The 22491-nt window shown below is 34.3% G+C and carries 22 protein-coding genes and 1 pseudogene; 4 read left to right on the forward strand and 19 right to left on the reverse strand.

Annotated features, from left to right (window positions below; all coding sequences use genetic code 11):
* Window positions 1–78: 78 nt before the first annotated feature.
* From BAU23_RS26895 to BAU23_RS26910, 5 genes and pseudogenes are all read right to left on the reverse strand, one after another.
* On the reverse strand, window positions 79–729 hold the full coding sequence (locus tag BAU23_RS26895) for an ABC-2 transporter permease (protein WP_000677373.1): 651 nt from the start codon (window positions 727–729) through the stop codon (window positions 79–81).
* Window positions 730–1581, reverse strand: coding sequence for an ABC transporter ATP-binding protein (locus BAU23_RS26900; RefSeq protein ID WP_000073171.1), 852 nt, complete (start codon window positions 1579–1581; stop codon window positions 730–732). It abuts the gene before it with no gap.
* 46 nt (window positions 1582–1627) lie between these two features.
* Entirely contained in the window at window positions 1628–2416 is a 789-nt protein-coding gene (locus BAU23_RS26905; RefSeq protein ID WP_000505626.1) for a helix-turn-helix domain-containing protein, read from the reverse strand.
* Window positions 2417–2677: 261 nt separating this feature from the next.
* A pseudogene (locus tag BAU23_RS31070) lies at window positions 2678–2846 on the reverse strand (GNAT family N-acetyltransferase); the annotation flags it as partial.
* A 3-nt stretch (window positions 2847–2849) separates the two neighbouring features.
* Window positions 2850–3053: a hypothetical protein gene (locus tag BAU23_RS26910; protein WP_000810204.1), complete on the reverse strand. Its 204-nt coding sequence runs from the start codon at window positions 3051–3053 to the stop codon at window positions 2850–2852.
* Window positions 3054–3205: 152 nt separating this feature from the next.
* Between BAU23_RS26910 and BAU23_RS26915 the strand changes: the two genes are divergently transcribed.
* Both BAU23_RS26915 and BAU23_RS26920 read left to right on the forward strand, forming a co-directional pair.
* Window positions 3206–4018 carry a GNAT family N-acetyltransferase gene (locus BAU23_RS26915; RefSeq protein ID WP_071735562.1) on the forward strand — a complete coding sequence of 271 codons (813 nt, stop codon included), beginning with the start codon at window positions 3206–3208 and terminating at the stop codon, window positions 4016–4018.
* 171 nt (window positions 4019–4189) lie between these two features.
* Window positions 4190–4393 carry a CsbD family protein gene (locus BAU23_RS26920; RefSeq protein ID WP_002033531.1) on the forward strand — a complete coding sequence of 68 codons (204 nt, stop codon included), beginning with the start codon at window positions 4190–4192 and terminating at the stop codon, window positions 4391–4393.
* A gap of 315 nt (window positions 4394–4708) precedes the next feature.
* Here the strand turns inward: BAU23_RS26920 and BAU23_RS26925 are convergent, their stop codons facing one another.
* The 4 genes from BAU23_RS26925 to BAU23_RS26940 form a co-directional block, all read right to left on the reverse strand.
* Window positions 4709–6196, reverse strand: coding sequence for a DUF4822 domain-containing protein (locus tag BAU23_RS26925; RefSeq protein WP_071735609.1), 1488 nt, complete (start codon window positions 6194–6196; stop codon window positions 4709–4711).
* 498 nt (window positions 6197–6694) lie between these two features.
* Window positions 6695–6946 (reverse strand): DUF2164 domain-containing protein, encoded by a 252-nt coding sequence (locus BAU23_RS26930; protein WP_002076869.1) that lies wholly within the window; start codon window positions 6944–6946, stop codon window positions 6695–6697.
* A gap of 17 nt (window positions 6947–6963) precedes the next feature.
* On the reverse strand, window positions 6964–7416 hold the full coding sequence (locus tag BAU23_RS26935; protein WP_071735564.1) for a peptidoglycan recognition protein family protein: 453 nt from the start codon (window positions 7414–7416) through the stop codon (window positions 6964–6966).
* Window positions 7417–7431: 15 nt separating this feature from the next.
* A complete protein-coding gene (locus tag BAU23_RS26940; RefSeq protein WP_071735566.1) occupies window positions 7432–8235 on the reverse strand; it encodes a protein phosphatase 2C domain-containing protein in 804 nt (267 codons plus the stop codon).
* A gap of 143 nt (window positions 8236–8378) precedes the next feature.
* Here BAU23_RS26940 and BAU23_RS26945 point away from each other — a divergent pair, with 143 nt between their 5' ends.
* Window positions 8379–9188, forward strand: coding sequence for a YitT family protein (locus tag BAU23_RS26945; RefSeq protein ID WP_000251329.1), 810 nt, complete (start codon window positions 8379–8381; stop codon window positions 9186–9188).
* Between the two features lie 20 nt (window positions 9189–9208).
* On the opposite strand, the gene BAU23_RS26950 is transcribed toward BAU23_RS26945, so the two are convergent.
* Entirely contained in the window at window positions 9209–9580 is a 372-nt protein-coding gene (locus BAU23_RS26950; protein WP_000800765.1) for a VOC family protein, read from the reverse strand.
* Between the two features lie 235 nt (window positions 9581–9815).
* Between BAU23_RS26950 and BAU23_RS26955 the strand changes: the two genes are divergently transcribed.
* Window positions 9816–11348, forward strand: coding sequence for a BA3702 family sensor histidine kinase (locus BAU23_RS26955; RefSeq protein ID WP_000087681.1), 1533 nt, complete (start codon window positions 9816–9818; stop codon window positions 11346–11348).
* 136 nt (window positions 11349–11484) lie between these two features.
* On the opposite strand, the gene BAU23_RS26960 is transcribed toward BAU23_RS26955, so the two are convergent.
* From BAU23_RS26960 to hutI, 9 genes are all read right to left on the reverse strand, one after another.
* Window positions 11485–12279 (reverse strand): phosphotransferase, encoded by a 795-nt coding sequence (locus BAU23_RS26960; RefSeq protein ID WP_000432921.1) that lies wholly within the window; start codon window positions 12277–12279, stop codon window positions 11485–11487.
* Between the two features lie 177 nt (window positions 12280–12456).
* Window positions 12457–13071: an alpha/beta hydrolase gene (locus BAU23_RS26965; RefSeq protein ID WP_002094460.1), complete on the reverse strand. Its 615-nt coding sequence runs from the start codon at window positions 13069–13071 to the stop codon at window positions 12457–12459.
* A 27-nt stretch (window positions 13072–13098) separates the two neighbouring features.
* Window positions 13099–14037: a ring-cleaving dioxygenase gene (locus BAU23_RS26970; protein WP_071735568.1), complete on the reverse strand. Its 939-nt coding sequence runs from the start codon at window positions 14035–14037 to the stop codon at window positions 13099–13101.
* A gap of 287 nt (window positions 14038–14324) precedes the next feature.
* A complete protein-coding gene (gene putP, locus BAU23_RS26975) occupies window positions 14325–15803 on the reverse strand; it encodes a sodium/proline symporter PutP (RefSeq protein ID WP_071735570.1) in 1479 nt (492 codons plus the stop codon).
* Between the two features lie 319 nt (window positions 15804–16122).
* The gene (locus BAU23_RS26980; RefSeq protein ID WP_071735572.1) at window positions 16123–17697 is read right to left on the reverse strand and encodes an FMN-binding glutamate synthase family protein; all 1575 of its coding nucleotides are present in this window, start codon (window positions 17695–17697) and stop codon (window positions 16123–16125) included.
* Window positions 17698–17764: 67 nt separating this feature from the next.
* On the reverse strand, window positions 17765–18892 hold the full coding sequence (locus BAU23_RS26985; RefSeq protein ID WP_000204416.1) for an alkene reductase: 1128 nt from the start codon (window positions 18890–18892) through the stop codon (window positions 17765–17767).
* 602 nt (window positions 18893–19494) lie between these two features.
* Window positions 19495–19956, reverse strand: coding sequence for a CarD family transcriptional regulator (locus tag BAU23_RS26990; protein WP_000486322.1), 462 nt, complete (start codon window positions 19954–19956; stop codon window positions 19495–19497).
* A gap of 305 nt (window positions 19957–20261) precedes the next feature.
* The gene (hutG, locus tag BAU23_RS26995; protein WP_000399823.1) at window positions 20262–21233 is read right to left on the reverse strand and encodes a formimidoylglutamase; all 972 of its coding nucleotides are present in this window, start codon (window positions 21231–21233) and stop codon (window positions 20262–20264) included.
* Window positions 21212–22483 carry an imidazolonepropionase gene (hutI, locus tag BAU23_RS27000; protein ID WP_000887559.1) on the reverse strand — a complete coding sequence of 424 codons (1272 nt, stop codon included), beginning with the start codon at window positions 22481–22483 and terminating at the stop codon, window positions 21212–21214. Before hutI ends, hutG begins: the two co-directional genes overlap by 22 nt.
* Window positions 22484–22491 lie beyond the last annotated feature (8 nt).

The following is a 22491-nucleotide window of genomic DNA, read 5'->3' on the forward strand; positions in this document are numbered from 1 at the left end:
CAAATAATTACGATATTTTTCTGTATTTTCTGAATTATTTCTTTGGAAATAATTCAGAAAATACTAAGAGAAAATATATTAAAATTCCTTCTTACGATATATAAATACCGAAATGAAATAAGAAAAGATATATATGATAACGCCAATTATTGTATATAGAATTGAAACGTATACAGATGAATTTACATTTGATATTGGAAATTGTTCTATTAGATATCCAATTACACTTTGTAATCCAAAATAAGTAACAAGTCCCCCACATGCGCCTCCAATTGTAATAGCATCAGATTTTTCTGCTCCAAAAACATAGAGAAGCGGATAAGCTATTGCTCCGGCATTAAGAATGATGAACGTCCCTAAAGAAACACTCTTAAATATACCATCATCAATTGGTGTATCTGAAACTAAACCATGTACATAAAATATGCCGTACGATAGTAAAGTACCAATAATTACAACTAAAAAATAGAAAAGATAGTGACTTTGTACAATATTATTTCTAGTAACCGGTAAAGTAAGTACATATTTTTCATACCCCGACTTACTCTCATATTTAATAACTTCAAGTGCAGGAATCGCAGCAAATAAGATAATGAACGTAGCAATTAAACGGTACATTGAAGCATTACCAAAATAAAAAACAAATCCCGATCCTAATATCGCTATTCCCATGAACGTAAAGAAAGTTCGATACACTAGATAATAGTTTGTCAATAATAAACCTTTCATTTATTTTTCACTCCTCGTTAATAAAACACTTATTTCTTCTATCGAAATGGTTCTATGAGCAATCCCATTTGGTAATTTATGCACATCTGATACAAGTACATTGAAATAAGAACCATTATTCCTTTTCACCACAACTATATCTTTGTTGATTAAAGTTAGTTGTTCCTCATCAACATCTACAATGGCATAATTGTCCAAAACCTTATCCTTTTCTTCATTCAATAAAACTTCTCCATCTTTTATCACAATAAGGTGACTAGCTATTTTTTCTACATCACTCATAATATGTGAAGAAAGTAATATACCACCATTACTTTTATTCACAAAACTTTTTAATTCCTCTAATACCTCCTCCCTAGATGAAGGATCAAGACCTCCCGTCGCTTCATCTAGGATTAATAATTTTGCATTATGCGACAATGCAACAGCTATAGATAGTTTCATCGACATTCCACGGGAAAATCTACCTACTTTTTCATTAGTAGGTAAAGAGAAAGAATGAACTAATCTGTAAAAATTTTCTCTATCCCAAGATTCAAACATCTTTTCAAAAACCGTATTTAGTTGTTTTATTGTAAGATGAGCTGGGAGATTCATAGCATCAAATACGACTCCAATCTTCTCCTTAATCTTGGCATCTTTATTTATATTTTCTTCACCTAATATTTTTACTGTACCGCTATCTTTAGAAATTAATTCTAATACTGTTTTAAATGTTGTTGATTTACCTGCCCCATTGTCACCAATGAATCCAACAATTGACCCTGATGGCACATTGAATGTAATATTTTTTAAAACAGCTTTGTTTCCAAATGATTTACTTAAATTTCTAATTTCTAGAACGTTTGACATCATTTCACTCCTATCTTAGCTTTTAATAAAAATAGGTTTTCTACTATTAAAAATTATCCACTTTGTCTCTCACTTTCTTTTTTAGTTTAAAAATAATACGATTGCTATATTCCTTATTTTCTACCAAAATTCGATACACCTCTAATACCCCTAACACACGAACAAAAAGATAAACTCCAAGAGCAATAAGTACAACACAATAAGGATAGTACTGCACGAGCTCTCCAGAAGTAATTCGTTTTTTCTCAAATAAAAATGGTATCGCTCCTGCTGCTATGAAACAAAATCCAACGATCACTACTGCAGCATACTTTTTCTTAATAATCGCATATCTTTTTGTCAATTCTTTTAGAAAGTTTTGATCAAATAGTAGTTCTTCCTTTTTCAATACATTGTATCGACTCTCTTCTATCGTTACAGGTACCATCATTGCTCCAATTCCAAGGACAGCAATGATAATGACAAGGAATGTCGACATTGTTGCATTTTCTTTAAATAATAAATACGGTATTGTAGATAAAATGAGCAAACTAAATCCTAACGCAATATATTTAGAAATTTTTTGTCCATACACTATATACCCTTCTGCCATTTCCTGACTTACGTAATAGCCCTCCACATTTTCATTACTTTGCTCAGCAGTTTCTTTTAATAAATAGTCGAGTGATACTTCAAATACATTTCCAATCATTATTAATTTTTCAGTTTCAGGAAATCCTTGACCGTTTTCCCATTTACTAACTGCTTGCCTTGTTGTGTTTAATTTTTCAGCTAACGCTTCTTGAGAAAGGCCCTTTTCCTTTCTTAATTTAAAAAGCTTTTCACCAAATCCCATATGTGTGTCCCCCTTTGTTTTCTTAACTAAATTGTATGTAAGCATTGCCCTTATCTCTATCTTCCTGCGGTTGCACTTTGTCAACTTACGGTTGCGATTGTGTTATATAGCGGTTTTCTATACGATTTAGCTAGTTTTCTTCTGTGATTATCGCGTTAATAAAACACTCTCTCCTAATAACCAATCATAACAATTAAAGGTAATTATTGTTATAAAAAACAAAAACTCCCTTATTCATTTAAAGGAGCTTTCGATATGAAATATTCCAATAGGGACTAATTTTTCTTCCTCATATTGATTCACAATTTCTTCTATACATTTTTGTATGTCATATAGCGACAGTATATGTTGTCATCTCCTTATATAAGGCATACTCATATATATGTAAAATATTACTCCTATTAACTTCCCTAATAAAAACACTTCTCAATAATCATAACGGCTTCTGCTTAAACTTTTCATAATGTCGTACTTTTAATAAAAGGATATTCCCGCAATCTGTACAAATATAAGCATCTACTGGTGAAGATGTGAACATCGTTTCCTTTTTCCGTATTTGTGCATAACCGATAAACTCACCTTCTCCTATGTTTTGAGAACCGCAATGAGAGCATGTCTGCACGTCTTTCTGTTTCATGAGAGCACCACCTTTAATCTGTTTCCACTCCCTTCGACAGTTCGCTTCCATTTCCCTTCCAAAAAACTTCTTATTCTCTTACATTTCAACAGGAATCTCAGAAGTAAAATCGTATATGTACTATGAACTATATTAATTGACGGAGGAATCTTATGAGTACGATTATGACATTCAATGCAGCACAAGAAATTGAAAACGCAGAAATAGATATGCTCTCTTCTAGATTAGCGCTACTACAAGCAATAAGCGGAAATCCAATGCAAATACAAATGAAAAAATTCGAGAGCGCCACTGCCTTTTCATCAAAAGTAATTCTTGGTCCTGCTTTTAATACAGTAAAAGGCATTACATATACAAATACAGATGCGATAGATGAAATCATCTCTTATTTTGAATCACTACAAATCCCTTGCCGTTTTGAAATTACACCAGCGCAAGGTACAGCTGAACTATTTCAACATTTATCTCAAAAAGGTTTTTATCAATCTAGCTTCCATACTGCTTTATATAGTATACCGAGAGCAGATCCATCCCTTATTCCTTCTAACATTTCAGTACGCCAACTAAAAGAAAATGAATTTGATATTTTTGCAGACATATATGTACGTGGATTTAACATGCCATCCTTTACAAAAGATGGTGTGCACCAAAATAACGAAATTCTCTACAATAAATCCAGCTGGCATTTTTTCATAGCCGAAGTTCAAAACACTCCTGCTAGTATAGGGGTACTTTATATAAATAAAGGTGTTGCCTCTTTAGCTGCATCCGCTACTTTACCGGAATTTCAGCGTAAAGGGTGTCATACTGCATTAATTCAAAAACGAATTGAGACCGCTGTTGAAGCCAATTGTAATTTAATAGTTGGACAAGCAAGATTCGGTAGCGGCAGTCAAAATAATATGGAACGTGCCCATATGAAAATTGCTTATACAAAATCAATATGGACTGCGAAAGACATGTAATTAACATTCTTTCTCCTTCCATTACAACCTTATACATTTTATGACAATTCCTTTTCTATTCTATTAATCACTTGAATATTCAAATTATATTCGTTACGCTATTACTAGATACATCATTCAACTTGCAATATGAAAAGAGAATTCTAATCAAACTACAAGGAGGAAAAATGTATGACTAAGCATGATCATGGTTTAAAAGAAAAAGTAGAGGGTGCCATTGATAAAGTAAAAGGTGAAGTAAAAGAAGTTGTCGGGAAAGTCACTGACAATAAAAAATTACAAGCTGAAGGAAAATGGGATAAGGTAAAAGGCACTGCTAAAGATACTGTCGGTAATGTAAAAGAGAAAATACATGAATATAAAGAGAACAAATAAAAAAGAGCCACGATGTATGGTTGTGCAAGTAGTAAGTTACTAAATCTGAGAAGATTGTCAGCTACTCAAAGATGAAAATACAACCGAGAAAGTAAGAGAGTTTGTATTTTATATTTACCAATAATCTTATTTTAAAACGACAAATAGATGCCTCAAGCTCGAGGCATCTATTTGTCTATAAACAACTATTTTACTTCTATTGTATAATTACCTAATCCTAATCACTCAGGTTTTTCCTTACTAACATTTTCTAAGATAATGCCTTTGCTACAAAAGATTATTTGCTTTAAGATTAATTTTACATCTTATTTTTATTTACTTTGTGAAATCTGGTTTTAGGTCACCTGTATACGGTTCATGCTCAACAAAGATTTTTATATCTTTTCCATCCGCATCTTTCCCCATTCTTGTATACGTAAATTTATCTTTATTTAACTCTGTAAGTTCAAGAACCGCACCATATTTATTATTCCCTAACGAAACGTGAGCTCTTATTTTATTCCCATGTACAACATCGAAGAAACCATAATCCCCACGACTTACACCTGTATTCACATTGAAAAACTCGTATTTATTTGTATTTTTATCATATTTTGCTAGACTGATTAAGTTAGAGTTGTACTTTGTTACATTATTACCCTGTTCATCTAATACCACTGTTCCGTTCCATAGAGTACTAGATAAGATTTCATCTCCATCAACGTCTGTAACTACTTTCCCCGTCGAACTTTCTAAATTTTTATCAGGTCGCGTGAAAGAAAGCTCTTTTTCTTGATAAGGAACATGCTCAACAAATACTTCTACATCGTTCCCTTTTGCATCTTTCCCCATCCTTTTATATGTAAATTTCTCCTTATCTAATTGCGTTAATTCAACAACTGCCTGATAATTTTGCGTTTCAGAAATTAACACTCTTTTCTTCCCATCATTGGTTATAAAAAAGGTACCACTATCATTACGACTCTCTCCTGTATTTGCATTAAAAAATTCATACCTTGCAGTTTTAGCGTCATATTTTGCAAGCCCGATGAAATTTTGGTTTTCTTTCGTTAAATCATTATGATCTTTGTCATAGACTTTTGTCCCTTTCCAGTTTGTTTCACCAAGTATACTAGCTAGTAGTTGCCCTTTCGTTTGTTTAGTTTGTTTAGTTTGTTTAGTTTCTTGTATTGCATTGTATAAAAATTGTGCGTACTGTTCACGCGTCACATCCATACTTGGAGCGAATTCCCCTCCTCCTACTCCTTTTGCAATATTATTTGTTTGAACAGCACTAATTGCATTTCTTGCCCATGAGTTCGTTGAAACGTCATTAAAAGTGTGATCACTCTTTGCCTTTAAATGAAAAGCATTTGTAAGAACCTGTGCCATTTCTGCACGTGTTAAAGATGCCTTTGGTCTAAAGTTCCCATGCTCGTCACCCGTAAAAACACCCATTTCTGTTAAAGACAAGATTTCCTTTATATAGCTTGTCGAATCTTCGCTTACATCCCCGTATGGGTTCTGATAACTTTTGTTTTCTGCCATATTAAAATAACGATACATTAAAGCTGCAACTTGTTCACGTGTTACGTTATCTCCAAAACCAAATCTTCCATCATCATAGCCGAAAATGATTTTCTCACCTGTTAATTGCTGAATCGCCTCATATGCCCAGTGCCCCTTTGGAACATCTTTGAATACACCAGTATGATTTGTTTGTGGTGTAACCTCTTCTGCTTTTACTTCTCCATTTTTTTCACTTAATAGACTTCCACCTAAAACTGCTGATATGATACATGTTTTTAAAATTGTTTTATTCATAGCTTCCCAATACCTTCCTTCATTTAACAATGAATTACACCACTTATCTTCCAAAAGAAGATTCTATATGAGCAATTCATGTTTTAAATTTTAATTACAGCTAATTGTATACAAATTTTCAATTCCCCAACTTTGATACGAAGTATGTTGCTACCTACATCGTTACACTTCCAAAGTTCTTTTTCATAGTATCCATAGCTGTTATATATAGGAATTATAAATAGCAACTATAAATTGCCCATAAATAAATTATTAAAAAAAGATAAAATTAAGATAATATATTTTTAATCTCAATCAAAAAACGTTATTCTTTCTCATCTAGCTTGTTAAGAAAGAATAACGTTTTTTTTAATTCTAGGGTTACTTGTGGCAAAAAAGAAAAGTTTTATTTTATATGTCCAAAAACAATTTCACGGCCTTTTCCAAACAAAACATCGAAAAAAAGCCGTGGCATATACTTATTTTATAATTGACGGAAGACGACCAAAATAGCTCTTTTTACTTCCCTTCATTCTTCTCTAACACATACAAATCTTCTTCAATATTTGTTAATTTTTCAGTTACAAGTTTTCTTGCATCTCCAATTGCTTGATTGTATGCAAATGGTCCTACTAACTTTATCATTTCTTCTATTAAACGTTCTGCTTGGAAACGTCCAATTTCATCTAAATCTTCTTCAACGAAAAATTGCTGAATTTGTGCTACAAGCTCTTCTTTTTTATCATTCGGTATTTTTATGTTCATCATCATTCATTACTCCTCTATATTTAAGATAATACTTTTCTTAACTCTACCATAGAAAATCGATTTCCTGGACAAGTTTTTGTAACCCCTTCTAACTCCCTATGGCCGAGTATATTTCCTTTATCTATGGCAAACTGCTTCATAAACATTTTACATAAAGAATATAATGAATTCATTTGTGCAGTAGTTGGATCATATTTATCAAAATTTCCCGTCATACATATTCCAATTGTGTCACTATTATTATCTTTCGCATGTGCTCCAATATGTAAACCTCGTCCTTCGACTACAGTTCCGTCTTCTTCAATAAAATAATTGTAACCAATCCCACTCCATCCTCTTACCTTTTGATGAAATTCGTGGGTTTTATACACATCCCATCCATCTTCTGACGTATGGTGGATAATCAGTTTATTTACTTTCTCTAAAGGAACTAATTCATCTTGAAATGTTAAATTTACACATTTAATTTCCATTTGAACTTCCTCCCCTTAAAAATCAATTATAATAATTGTTTTATCATCTGGTCTTATTCTATTTTCTCCTTCTAGCCTTTCAATGATTGCTACATATTCTTTTATACTATTCTTTCTTATATATACCACAATTTGTTCTAACGACCACTCCGGATGGAACAATCCGTCCGAACAAATAAAGATCCCACTTACATCAGCTACATGTAATTCCCCATGTTGTAAATAAGTCATTGCTTCTTTCATCCCATTTGCAACTGAGTAACCGTTTGGCACATTCGCAAGATAGCGGTTGTATTTCAACTGCTCCCGAACATCTTGAAAAACATGTTCTTCCGGGACTGGTAATCCTTTTTTACGATCTTCTTCTCTCTTCTTTTTTGCGCGTTTACTAATTCCCTTAACTGTATCTTTCGTTAATACTCTTATCGCTCCATCCTGAAGTATTGCAACGATCATACAATCACCTAATTGTGCATATTCAAGTTTCTCGCCTTCTATTTGAACTGCTGCAATACATGTACACCACAGATGGTCTTTTTTTCTCGTATCAACCTTGTACTCTAGCATCTTGTTTTGCAATAATTCATTCGCCCTTGCAACTTCACCTTGTAAACTATTAATCTCCCTTAACGAATTAAAATGACTTGCAAATAAATGTGAAGCGATGTATGCTCCATTATGTCCTTCTTCATCACAAAATGGAACTAACGGTGTTGCTCCATCGCATACACCGTAAATCATTTTATCTTCATTACAAAAAAATGAATCCTCACACTCTTGTTTTAAAGGACTCTTCTGTTGATACGTCGTTATCTTCATATCTGTATCTCCTCCTAATTTATCAAACACTCAAACTATTTAGATTAATCTAATTTTCCGAAATAAACTGTTTTTCCCTAAAACTTTCAATTTCATATATAATCTTGAAATAATATGATTATTTAGTGAAGGACGGGAAAGAGATGGTCAGATTTCTTGGTGTTATTTTTGGTTCTATTATTATTGCAATTGCCTTTAATCTTTTCCTTATCCCCCATAAAATATTAAGTAGTGGAATTGGCGGAATTGCTATTATTTTAGGGATTGTAACCCCTGTAAACACAGGTATTATTAACTTTGTATTGAACTTACCTATCCTTATTTTAGGATACATAGGTCTTGGAAAAAAAGTAATTTTTAACACGGTTGTTTCTGTAATTGTATTATCTGTTGCATTATACTATGTTCCAGTAAAAGTCGTAGCAACAGATCCACTTTTATCATCTGTATTTGGCGGTGTCATCGCCGGAGCTGGTATCGGTCTTGTCTTTAACTGCCATGGCTCAACTGGTGGATTTGATATTATCGGTATGTTGTTATCTCGTAAGCGAGATATTAAACTTGGTGGATTCCTTATTGCATTAAATACCGTTGTTGTTGTCATTGCAGGATTTTTCTTCACTTGGGATGTTGCCCTTACAAGCTTACTTTCAATTTATGTAACTGGTAAAGTAATTGATGCCGTTCATACGAAACATCGTAAAGTTACACTTATGATTGTAACAAATCAAGCAGAAGAAATGAAAAAAAAGCTTCTTTCAACTGTAGTACGTGGAATTACGTTACTTGATGGTGAAGGTGCTTATTCAAACGAGAAAAAACGTGTACTTATGACAGTCGTTTCACGTGAAGAACTGGCAAGTATGAAACTAACGATTTCGGAAATTGATCCTCATGCATTCGTTAATATTACGGAGACTGTTGAAGTATTAGGATTGTTTAGAAAAGTGTAAAAAACTAGGTGGATCTCCACCTAGTTTTTATTTTCCATAAATTCAATTCGATTTCCAAACGGATCTGACACGTAAAATCTGATTACATCTGGTCGCACATGATCATCTATTACTTCAATACCTTGCTTTATTAACCCTTGTTTAAATTCATTAATTTTCAAAACATAAAAAGCTGGATGCGCTTTTTTAGCTGGATTAAAATTTTGCTCAACTCCGATATGAATCTCTTGATTTCCACACTTAAACCAACACCCACCACGCTTCTTTAATTCCTCTGGCTTTGGGATTTCCTCCATACCAATTTTATTACCATAAAATTCTCGTGCTTCTTCTTCACATCCTAGTGGCGCCGCTACTTGTACATGATCAATTCCTTGAATATAATTTTTCATATTCCTTCCCCCTCTTCTATCCTAATGTTATAACGAAAATACATTCATGGAACTTAGAAAAAATTAATAAAGCAATATAAGATTCTCTTATTACTACCTTTTTTACCTTCCACTAAAAATAAAAAAGAAAATTTATTATATAATTTCCATTTTTTATAGAAATACATATTGAACCTATATTATAGTTAGTACTAGATTAATCTTTTTTAGATGCTAGTTGTACGGAGGAAATATTATGAGTCGTAAAAAATATTCATCTACCCAAAAAAAGCGTCATCCGAACGTATCTGGACGCTTGCGAAACCATATACAAAATCGTTCTTTAGCAGAAATGTATGCATCTCTTTTTGAACATAATCCTGATAGTATTATTTCATTGAATTTAGAAGGAGTTATTTTACATATTAACCCCGCTGCTGAAAGAATATTAGGTTATACTTCTAGCGAATTAGAGCGAAAAATAATCACTTCTATTTTAGAAGCACATATTTCTGAGCAAGTACTACAATACATAAAAAATACTGCAGCTGACAATCAAAAAGAGTATATCGTCTCTATTTATCATAAAGACGGATATTCACTAGATGTCGTAACAAAATTAGTTCCTATTTTTGTTGAAAACCGTTTAACAGGTGTATACGCCATTATGAAACCCCTTGAAAAATCAGAAAGAATTGAGAAAGTATTACAAGAGAGTGAGAAACGATTACGCACATTAATGAATTCAATGCCTGCGTTTGTTATTTTTAAGGATCATGAAGGGCGCTGGCTTGAAGCAAATGACTATGCGCTTTCTTGTTTCAATTTCCATAACGTTCCTTATCGTGGAAAAAGAGATAATGAACTCATTCAATATAACGAAGCGTACCGCGAATCTTTTTTGCATTGTGAAGAAGTTGATGAACTAACATGGCAAAAAGGACAAATTCTTCACGGAGAGGAATTTATTATACATAGAGATGATTTCGACCTAGTTTTAAGTATTTCAAAAGTTCCGCTCTTCCACCCTGATGGCTCACGCAAAGGTCTTATAGTGATGGGAAGAGACGTTACCGAACTAAAAGAAACTGAAAAGTTATTACGAAAATCCGAAAAGCTTGCAGTAGTAGGACAACTGACAGCTGGAATTGCCCATGAAATTAGAAACCCACTCACTTCATTAAAAGGATTTTTAACATTATTACATCCAGAAATAAATGAGGAAAATAAATGGTATGTGGACGTTATGTTGAGTGAAATTTCACAAATGGAATCTATAACAAGCCAATTTATGGCGATGTCTAAACCACAAGTGTTATCTATTCATACATGCAACGTACAAGCATTAATTGAAGAAGTTGTAACTTTTATTTTACCAACAGCAGTTATGCATAGCGTTCATATCATCATGGATCATTTCGATTATATTTCTGACATTCAATGTGACAGTAATCAATTAAAACAAGTTTTGATTAACATATTAAAAAATGCAATTGAGGCGATGCCTGATGGTGGTAACATATTCATTCAAACAGCTTCGTTAGAAAATGATTTTGTTTCAATACGCATTATGGATGAAGGTTGTGGGATTCCTGAAGAGCGCATGGCTCGTCTTGGCGAACCTTTTTATAGCTTGAAAGAAAAAGGAACTGGCCTTGGCTTAATGATGTGCTATAAAATCATTCAAGAGCATCACGGAAAATTATTCATTTCCAGTGAATTAAACATAGGAACAACTGTCGATATCCAATTACCGATTGCTACAGCTCAGCCTGTAACAAACTCTTAACTATGCTACATTAATATAGTAAAAGACATCTGTTATAAGTAGTCGGGTTATTGTGGAAAACATCTACACTAATACGTTAAAAAGCTCACAGTCTCTATATGACTCTGAGCTTTATTTTTGTATACGATTTATTTTATTAAATCCACTCTTTTCCATGTTTACGAATAAACTGAATATCATTTTCATAATGTTCAAGATGCCCTTCATCTATCATCTTTTGGAAGTTCATATCGCCTTCTAGTGCTTTTCTTTTCATGTATTTACATAATCCTTCTAATCGTAGAAGTACCATCTCCAAATAATCCTCGGCCATGTCATCACTTTTATAGGACTCAAAAAACAATTTAACTCTTTGCTTTATGCGGTCTGCATGCTGTAATGAATTATAATAAACCGCCTCACCTGTTTCCTTATAATAAACTCTACTTAATGGGACACAAGTGTAAAGAGTATAGGCTATGTCCCAAAGTCTTGGTCCAGGACCAGCAACGTCAAAATCAATAATACCTACTGGTTTTTCGTTATTAAAAATAATGTTGTATATTGCAAAATCATTGTGGCAAACAACCTCTATATTATTTGGCGTATTATCCATCGGTTTCCAATCATCTGATAAAGGAAAATCACTCACAGCATCATGATAAAGCCGAAGCATCTTCGCTATTTCTTTTAAAACATCATTAGACCACATGTACTCTTTTAAAGGATAATTACCGGCTTTCCCTTCAATAAATGATAATATCTCTCTATCTTTATCATCAATTCCTAAAAACTTTGGTGCATAACTAAAATCTTTGTTTTCCAAATGATTTAATAGCTTATGAATTTTTGTACTACCTTTCTTTAATTCTCGTCGAACAGTATCTTTCGAACGATATACGTTTGAAACATTCCCTCCCGTTAGCATTTCTTCATTTTCGTAGTTTTCCATCTAATAGTTTCCCCCTCATTATTAGAAAAATCCACGCTCCTGCTCATTAACAAACAGGAACCCCTTTACTTTTCTTTATATTTTAACATAGTTTTCCTATTCTCTTTTAACCCCTTAAATTACAACAAAAAACGGGTATAAAATCTTTATGATTTTATACCCGTTTTAGTCTATCATTTATGCCTGTGAAACCATTTCTTCATACCATTCCGTTGCCTTCTCTACTTCACCAATCGTTAATTGATGTCCTCTATTTTCCCAATGCATTGTTACATTAGCATTTGCATTTTCTAATAGCATCTTCAATTCCTCTGACTCAGAAGGTGAACAAATTGGATCATTTGTTCCAGCAGCAATAAACACTGCTTTTTCTACTAAATTAGGAAGTTCTATCCCCCTTCTTGGGACCATTGGATGATGAAGAATAGCACCTTTTAATGCATTTTCATAATGGAATAATAAACTCGCTGCAATATTTGCTCCATTTGAATACCCAACAGCTACGATATTATCTCTATCAAATTCATATGTTTTTGCTGCTTCATTTAAAAATTCATTTAATTCCTTCGTACGGAAAACAAGATCCTCTTCATCAAAAATACCTTCTTCTAATCGGCGGAAGAAACGGGGCATCCCATTTTCTAATACATTTCCACGAACACTTAATACAGAAGCTTTTGGATCAATTCTTTCTGCAAGCGGTAATAAATCTAATTCATTTCCTCCTGTACCATGAAGCAATAACAATACTGGTTTTGATGTATCTTTTCCTTTTTGAAAAACATGTTTCATCATATTCCTTTTCCCCTTTCAATCACTTTAATCTAGATTTCTCACTTCAAATGGTAAGAGTGTCTGTTCAATTTGTTTTCTATGTTGTTCATATCGGTCCGGTAATTTTAACTCCTCACCCATCGTCTCTAAAGATTCGTCATGGGCAAAACCAGGAGGGTCTGTTGCAATTTCAAATAAGATTTCGCCGTGTTCTCTAAAGTAAATCGCGTTAAAATAATTTCGATCTTGTACAGGGGTTACACCATATCCAAAACGAGACACATGCTCTTTCCAGTCTAGTTGATCAGCATCGTCACTCGCTCTCCAAGCAATATGATGGACTGTACCAACACCCATCTGACCACGCCCGATTGTTGATGACCTCAAGTCGATAATATTTCCAATATCAGCAGAAGAACGGAATCGAATAAATTCACCTTCTTCTCCAATTTTCTCAAGACCCATAACATGCTCTAACAATTCAGCAGTTTTTTGAGGTTGTGCCGATAAAAGAACAGCACCGCCAAATCCTTTAATTGCGACTTCTGGCGTAATTTCCCCAAAAGTCCAATTATTTAATTCGCCCTCTTCTCTTTCAACTAATTCTATATGCAAACCATGTGGATCATCAAATTCTATATACTGTTCTCCAAACCGAGTCATTTTTGTATACGGCACTTCGAATTTTTCTAATCTATTTTCCCAAAACTCCATTGCACCTTTTGGTACGACATAAGACGTAATGCCTACTTGACCGTCCCCAATAATACCTTGACGAGCACCTGCCCATGGGAAAAACGTAATAATTGTTCCAGGCTTTCCTCCTGCATTACCAAAATAAAGATGATACGTTCCTGGATCATCAAAATTCACTGTTTGTTTTACTAAACGCAATCCTAATACACCTGCATAAAAATCTACATTTTCTTGTGGGTGACCTACGATTGCTGTAATGTGATGAATTCCCATCGTTTTCTTTTCCACTTTCTCCACCCCTTTTTTTATTTCATTACAAAAAACATTTATTCACTAAGATTCATTATTCATTTTGTCCATACTGCAAAGTAAAATCCATCGTTATAATTTTATCTTGAATTCGAGATAATTTCCAAAAAAATATTTACTCCATCTGAAATCTTTATTCGGAACACAAATTATCTTGAACTCAATATTTATTATAAGTTACTTACTTTTAGTTGTCAACAAGTTCCTTATTTTCATCTTAAATCAAAAGAGAGTAAATGCTAGTTATCATTTACTCTCTTCGCTAATTATTTCGTTTCCTCTTCCAGCACTGCTTCCATCTCATTAAATTCACGATGAATTGCTTTAACTGGTTCTTTCGTTAATAAACTCACCACAATAACAGCTAATAAGCTACAGAAGAATCCAGGTACCATTTCATACATAGTCGCTTTTAAACTTGGAATTTGTACCCAAGTAATAACAACTACCGCACCTACAATCATCCCTGTAAGAACGCCCCATTTGTTCGTTCTCTTCCAATATAAACTTAATAAAATGGCGGGTCCGAATGCTGAACCAAATCCTGCCCAAGCATATCCAACAAGTGTTAAAATTGTATCACTTGGATGATACGCTAAAACAACTGCAATCATAGCTACTATTAATACTGACAAGCGACCAATAAATACAAGTTCTTTGTCACTTGCGTTACGACGGAAGAATGTTTTATAGAAATCTTCCGTTACTGCACTTGAAATAACAAGTAATTGCGAGGAAATACTACTCATAATCGAAGCCAAAATAGCTGATAATAAAAATCCAGTAATGTACGGATGGAATAAAATATTTGAGAATGTTACAAAGACCATTTCTGGGTCTTGTAATGTCGTATTATTTTTAGCGTAATAAGCAATACCAACTAGACCAGTAAGCATTGCACCTATAATTGAAATCGTCATCCAACCGATACCGATTCTACGAGAAGTTTTTAAATCTTTAATAGAGGTAATTGCCATAAAGCGAACAATAATATGCGGTTGACCAAAATACCCGAGACCCCATGCTAAAAATGAAATAATCCCAAGAATTGTAGTCCCTTTAAACATATCTAAATGCGATGCATCAACTTGCTTAATTGTATTGAATGTTTCTGTTACACCGCCCACATCTGTAAAAGCTACAATTGGAACTAATACAAGTGCAATAAACATAATACAGCCTTGCACAAAGTCGGTCCAACTTACTGCTAAAAAGCCACCGAATAGTGTATAAGCAACAACGACACCCACAGTTACAAATAAACCAATTTTATAATCAAGGTTGAAAGAATTTTCAAACAAACGTCCACCTGAAACTAAACCAGCCGACGCATAAAATGTGAAAAATACTAAAATGACGATAGCGGAAACAAAACGAAGTATTTTCGTACGATCTTTAAACCGATTTTCTAAAAAATCCGGAATCGTAATTGAATCATTTGCCACTTCTGTATACGTTCGCAAACGCGGGGCAAGAATTAAATAGTTTGCATACGCACCTATTAATAAACCTATCGCAATCCATACACTTGATAATCCTGTTGCATACATCGCACCAGGTAATCCCATTAGCATCCAACCACTCATGTCAGAAGCACCCGCTGATAAAGCTGTAACTGCTGGACCGAGTCCCCTTCCGCCTAACATATAATCTGATAAATCGGATGTCTTCTTATAAGACCAATAACCGATATACAACATACCTGCCATATAAATAGCAAGCGAAACCATAATCTCTATCTTCACCAAATCTCTCCCTTAGTTACATAAGCCATTCAAAATTTCGAAAAATGACTTTTTCTATTTTCTTGTTTTCGCTTATGGTTCCCTACCTTAACAAACATTTTTTGTTCTTTCAAGTGAACAAGCCCTTTTCACTATATGTAAAAACCTTTATAAACGCCTTTATCCCAGTGGATTACCCGGGTTTTCAAAGAAATTAAAGTAAAAATATTCAGATAATAAAACACCGTTTTTTCACACCTTATTTCCATTCATTTATCCGACAAATTTTAAAAGAAAAAAGCCATACAAATGTATGACTTTTTCATCTATTAAACATAGCTTATCTTCGATTTACTATAGGAAACAATTCCGAAAGAGGTACTACTCTCCCCACCTCATCTTTAAATACAATATGCTCCCTCGTTAAGTGGCGTGGGCTCTTTACCCCTGCTGCTGCCGCTAATGAAAACAAACTATATCTCATACTAATAACATAGTTCATTACTCGCCATTTTTTCTCATATGGATCTAATGCTTTTTGGTAGTGTGGATTCGTGGTTGCAACCCCTGATGGGCATTGCCCTGAATTACATTGAAGCGCCATAATACAACCGCTTGCCATCATAAATCCACGTGCTGAATTTACGGCATCTGCACCGATAGCTAAAGCAATCGCCACTTTATCTGGTGTGATTAATTTCCCAGAGGCAAACACCTTTAATTTATCCCGGACACCAAAATGATTTGCTGTATCAATAAATGTAAGTAATGCCGGTATAAGCGGAAGCCCCATACTATCTGCCATCGATTTATACGTAGCACCCGATCCACCTTCTGAACCATCAATTGTAATAAAATCTGGATAAATATTTAATTCACTCATTGTTTTTAATAAATCTTCCAGAGGCTTCTGCTGTCCAATTACGATTTTCATCCCGACTGGCTTACCACCGTTTTCTTGCAACTTTTGAATAAAATACAGTGTATCCGCTGCATTTTTTAAAAATGAAAATCGATTCGGTGAATTAATCGTCTCCCCTTCTCGTACGTTCCGAACAGAAGCAATTTTCTCATTTACTTTTTGTCCCTCTAGATGGCCACCACGTATTTTAGCACCTTGCCCAAATTTTAACTCGAACGCCTTAATATTACTTTCTTTCGCTTTATCCATAAATTTCTCCATTGAAAAATTCCCGTCTTCATCACGGTATCCGAATAACCCTGGACCAATTTGTGCAACGATATTCGCACCTGTATGTAAATGTTCTGGAATTACACCCCCTTCTCCAGTATTAATCCACGATCCACCTGCCATTTTCGCACCAAAACCGCTCGCTAAAATATAATTCTCTCCAATCGCACCGTATGATGTCGCTGATGCTCCAAACATTCCATGTAGCTTCCATGGGTATTTACGATTTTCACCAACTATAATTGCATCGTTATCTTCATATAACCAAAGATTTGTTGTATCCGCTGTCAATTTCTCTCTTCTTGAAAATAATCCTTCTTTATGAATTACATACTTTTTCCCCTCACTTTCTTTCGTGAGATTTACGCTTAATTCATCTGTTAAAATCGGAAACAATGTATTAGCAATATAATAGCCAGATGCATCAAAATCTCGTTTCGATCCAAAACCAAGTATTTCAGAACGATATTTCGCTAAGAACATAACACTTTGAAAATCGTAACGTGAAAAAGGTTTTCCATCCGTGTCATGATCAAACCAGTATTGCCGGAATTCCGGTCCTATCTTTTCAAGTAAATAGCGCATTCTTCCTAAGTATGGATGCAGTTTTAATATAGAATGGTGCGTCCGTTTTTTTATAAAAAATGTAATAATAAAAAAAACAATTAAAAGTAACATCAAAAAGAGCAATATACTAATAATAACGAGTAGAGTTTCACTCATCCCGCTTCCCCCTATGAAATTCCATAATAAAAGGAGAACACCTCAAGTGTTCTCCTTTTATCCTTATTCAGATTAACGTAGCAAGATGCTCTTTCGCATCATATTCAACTAAACTTTCAGCATTTTTAATTCGATGAACAAAATCCGGATTAGCGATTAATGGTCTTCCAAATGCCGCTACATCAATTGTTCCTTCTTGCAGTGCTTCTTCTGCCTCTTTCGGATTCAAATTACCTACTCCTACGATAGTACTATCCCAATACTTTCTTACTAATTGATGAAAATTCTTACCGTCAGCAATAACTTGCGTATAATTCATCGTTGAAGGGTGAATCATCGTTAATCCAACTTCTTTAAACATATTTACAAACGTTTCAATTGCAAGTTCAGGATGTTCCCACATATAAGTAGGATTATCACCTTTAAAGGCAGAGAAGCGAAGAAGCGTTTTATCAGCTCCAACTGCTTCAATTACAGCCTGAACAACTTCTTTCATAAACGTTAACCTTTGTTTTAAGTCACCGCCGTATTTATCAGTACGCTTATTCGCAAATTCATAAGTAAATTGATCTATTAAATAGCCGTGTGCACCATGAATTTCTACTCCATCAAACCCAGCTTCGATTGCGTTTTTTGCAGCTTGTGCATATTGACCGACAACTTCTTTTATTTCTTCTATTGTCATTGTTTCTGGTGTATCAAATGGTTTACGAAAACGCGGAACATTCCCCTCCGCAGCAATAGCAGAAGGTGCTTGCGGCATTTGACCACCAATTATTTCGTGATGACTCATACGTCCAACATGCCATATTTGAGCAATAATCGTTCCGCCTTCTTTATGTACTGCCTCTGTAACAGGTTTCCAAGAATCGACTTGCGCTTGTGTATAAATACCTGGTACTCCTGGATTCCCTTTTGCTCTCTGACTAATGACAATTCCTTCTGTAATAATTAGTCCAATCCCATCAGCAGCACGTTTTCGGTAATATTCGACTACGTCAGCACCAACGACTCCAGTCTCATTATTTGCAAAACATCTCGTCATCGGTGCCATCGCTATGCGATTACGAAGAGACCAAGATCCAATTTGAATCGGATGAAATAACTTCGTTTCTTCAATATTTTCAAAAGACCCCCAAGCGTTTATATTTGTTCCTTCATAAATACTTGCCGCTTTATTATTTGAACTTGTCATTTTTCTTCCCCCTAAAAAATCTAACTATAATCGCATCATACTTACTTTTAGATAGTAACGTCAATTTATACGTCTTTACCATTTAACATTCGAATATTAAACAAATAGAATGGTAAAAACAAAAATTAAAAAGGTTTCCTAATTAGGAAACCTTTTTTAGTTGACCATATAAGGCTAACAATTCGTTTATCTCTTTTACATAAAGAAAATAAATAATTATTATCTCCTCACATATGGAAAATTTCTTAACAATAGAAATGAAAGTGGACCAGTATTCTTCTAAAAATAATAACTTATATATACCTAAAACAATGAAAGCCCTACCTCTCTTTCATCCTTACGGCTCCTCGTCCGTGCCAGTGTGAATCAGGATTGCAAAAATCAAGTAACTATTTTATCGAAGTATTTAATTAAACTTCGAATATTCGTAAAAGAAATTAAAAAATAAAAATGGATTTGATTGTAGTAATAACAAAAGAGGTTAATGCTCTAAAAGTGGTTTGAAAGAGTTGAATGTCTTTGAAATGATTGATTCTCTATAATTATGCTCCCAAAAAATTCAAGTTCTTTTTTGGGATGTAATACATTATTTGTAATGAATCTTAACAAAAGCTTTTTATTTGATTTTCTGTGATACCTTCAATTAATCCCAGTTCACTAATCAAAAATTCATGTGCGTTATCTAACATTTTCTTTTCGCTTGCATTAAGTGCTTTTTCTTTTTGCATACGTAATAAATCACGTACAACTTCAGCACCTTCTTGTATTTTACCCGTTTTTATTTTATCAGTGTTCAATTTATACCTTTGTTTCCACGTAAGTAATCTATCTGATTCTCCATGTTGAAAAACATCTATTATGTGTGTTAATGCCTTTAGAGTTGTAACTGGTCGTATATTTGAATTCAATATTTTCCCCATAGGAATCATTACTTCCATATTACTAGCCGACATTTTTATAACATAATACTGTTGTTTTTCTCCTGAAATTTCCTTCTCTTCTATGGCTTTAATTATACCTGCTCCGTGCATTGGATAAACAATGTTATCGCCAATTTGAAACAAATAATCCACCTCCATATATGGTAACCTTCTCAAGCATAACACACATTTATTTTTTTAGCAAAATTTTTATAATATCACAAAATTATTTTCCATGTCAATTTATTTACACATAAAAATTCAATCTGTACAAAAACACTAAAAAACCCGCATTTTTGTTACCTTTTCACGCCCATTTCCTCCAATTTTATATACCTTGTAAAACAAAAAATACATCACTACATATAAGTAGCGATGTATTTTTATATAATGTGCAACATGAAAGACAAAAACGGTTACTTCAAAACTTCACACACACGATTCTTCGCTTATATACTAACCTGTTTACTAATCGTTTCTCGCGCTAACAGAAAACTCATAATCACTTGCGCAGCTATTCTACTCGTCATATCCCTAAAATCAAGAGTTGGATCAATTTCTACTATATCCATCCCTTGAACGAGTGGCTCTTTACCAAGGAATTCAATTGCATCAAGTAAAGTTGTACTATCCATTCCACCAGGGCCAATTGCTGGACAGCCTGGCGCAAACGCTTGGTCTAATACGTCCATATCAAGAGAAATATAAATAGAAGTCACACCTTGTTTTCTTAATACTTCAATACTTTCTGAAATAAGATCTTTTATTTCTCGCTCTCTTACATCTTTCATTGTATACACTGTCACGCCATGCTCTTTTGCATATTCATGGTACGTACGTGCATTTGAAAAATTACGAATTCCGATTTGAACGAGTTGTTTTCCTGTAATCACATCATTTTCTAGTAAACTACGGAACGGTGTACCATTTGATGGACCACCATCATCTAAATTGCGTAAATCATGATGGGCATCAAATTGAATAATACCGACCTTTCCTTTACTATTTGCAAAACCAGTGATACTCGGAAAACTAATCGAGTGGTCACCACCAAGAACAATCGGTATCATTTTCGGGTTTACTTTCGTCAAATGACCAACTGTTTTCGCAATCCGGTTATGACTTTCTTTTATATCTGTCACATGCATCGTAATATCACCGCAATCATGAAGAACACTTTCTTTCATATCGTGTTCTTCTGTAATTGCGTACGTGCTATATGCATCTAACATCGCACGAATAGTTTTCGGTGCAAAACTTGCTCCTGAATGACTAATCGATGGTTTAGAAAGGGGTGCACCAATTAAGGCTGCACCGAATATTTCTACGCCTTCCTCCCAATCTTTAATCATCTCACTCCATTTCGTCACTTCACGATCAATAAATTTTGCATTTTTCTTTAAATAGTGGCCGTGCTCCACGATTGTTCACCTCTTGTATATGCAATATTACCATTCTTCCACACTGTATTTACATGACTTACGCCGTAATGGTACGGTACGTAAGCATAATTGTAAGCATCCCATAAAACTAAATCTGCCTTACGACCAACTCTAATTTTCCCAGCTACATCGCCTCGATTAATAGCATAAGATGAGTTAACCGTTACGGCATTCCAAACTTCTTCTGGTGTCATTTTCAGTTTTAGCATCGCAATGCTCATAATAAGCTGAATGTTTTCAGTTGGACAGCTACCTGGGTTAAAGTCTGTGGCTAAAGCAACCGCTACACCTTCATCAATCATTTTACGACCACGAGCGAAGCTTTCTTTATTTAAATAGAAAGTTGTTCCTGGTAATAACGTTGCTACTGTATTAGAGTTTGCAAGCATTTCAATTCCTTTATCAGAAGCGCCAACTAAATGGTCCGCTGATGCTGCACCAATTTCAGCTGCTGCTTCCGCACCACCAAGAGGGTCGATTTCATCTGCATGGATTTTCACATCAAAGCCAAGCTCTTTCGCTTTTAATAAAAATTCTTTTGATTCTTCTACAGAGAACACACCTGTTTCGCAGAAAATATCGACGAATTCAGCTAATTGCTTCTCTTTCATTTCTGGCAGTAGGTCTAACATCCATTGTAAAAATTCTTTTGATCTACCTTTATACTCTTTCGGAACTGCATGAGCACCTAAAAATGTGGAAACTAAATCGATTGGATGCTCTTTTTGTAATTGCGCCGTTGCCTCTAATTGTTTCCATTCTGTCTCATCATCTAATCCGTAACCACTCTTAGCTTCTACAGTTGTCACACCGAAAGATAGCATACGGTCTAAATGAAATTTCGCTTTTTGAACAAGTTCTTCTTTCGTCGCCTGCTTCGTTGCATTTACAGTTGAAAGAATACCTCCGCCTTGTTCTAAAATTTCTAGGTACGGAACTCCTTGTAATTTCAGCGCGATCTCATTTTCACGAGATCCACCAAATACAAGATGAGTATGCGGATCAACAAGACCAGGAGAAACCATTTTCCCGCCGCAATCAATAACTTCTTTCGCCTGAAGCCCTTTTGCTTCTTCCGCTGTTCCAACGAAAGTAATTACGCCGTTTTCAATTCCAACCACACCGTTTTCAATAACAGGAAGCGTGTTCATCGCTTCCCGTCTTAACAAGCCATCTTCTTGATCCATTGTTAGTAATTGACCGATATTTATTAGTAAAGTGTCCAGCATGTTTTCTC

The organism is Bacillus nitratireducens (genome assembly GCF_001884135.1).
Classification (GTDB): Bacteria; Bacillota; Bacilli; order Bacillales; family Bacillaceae_G; genus Bacillus_A; species Bacillus_A nitratireducens.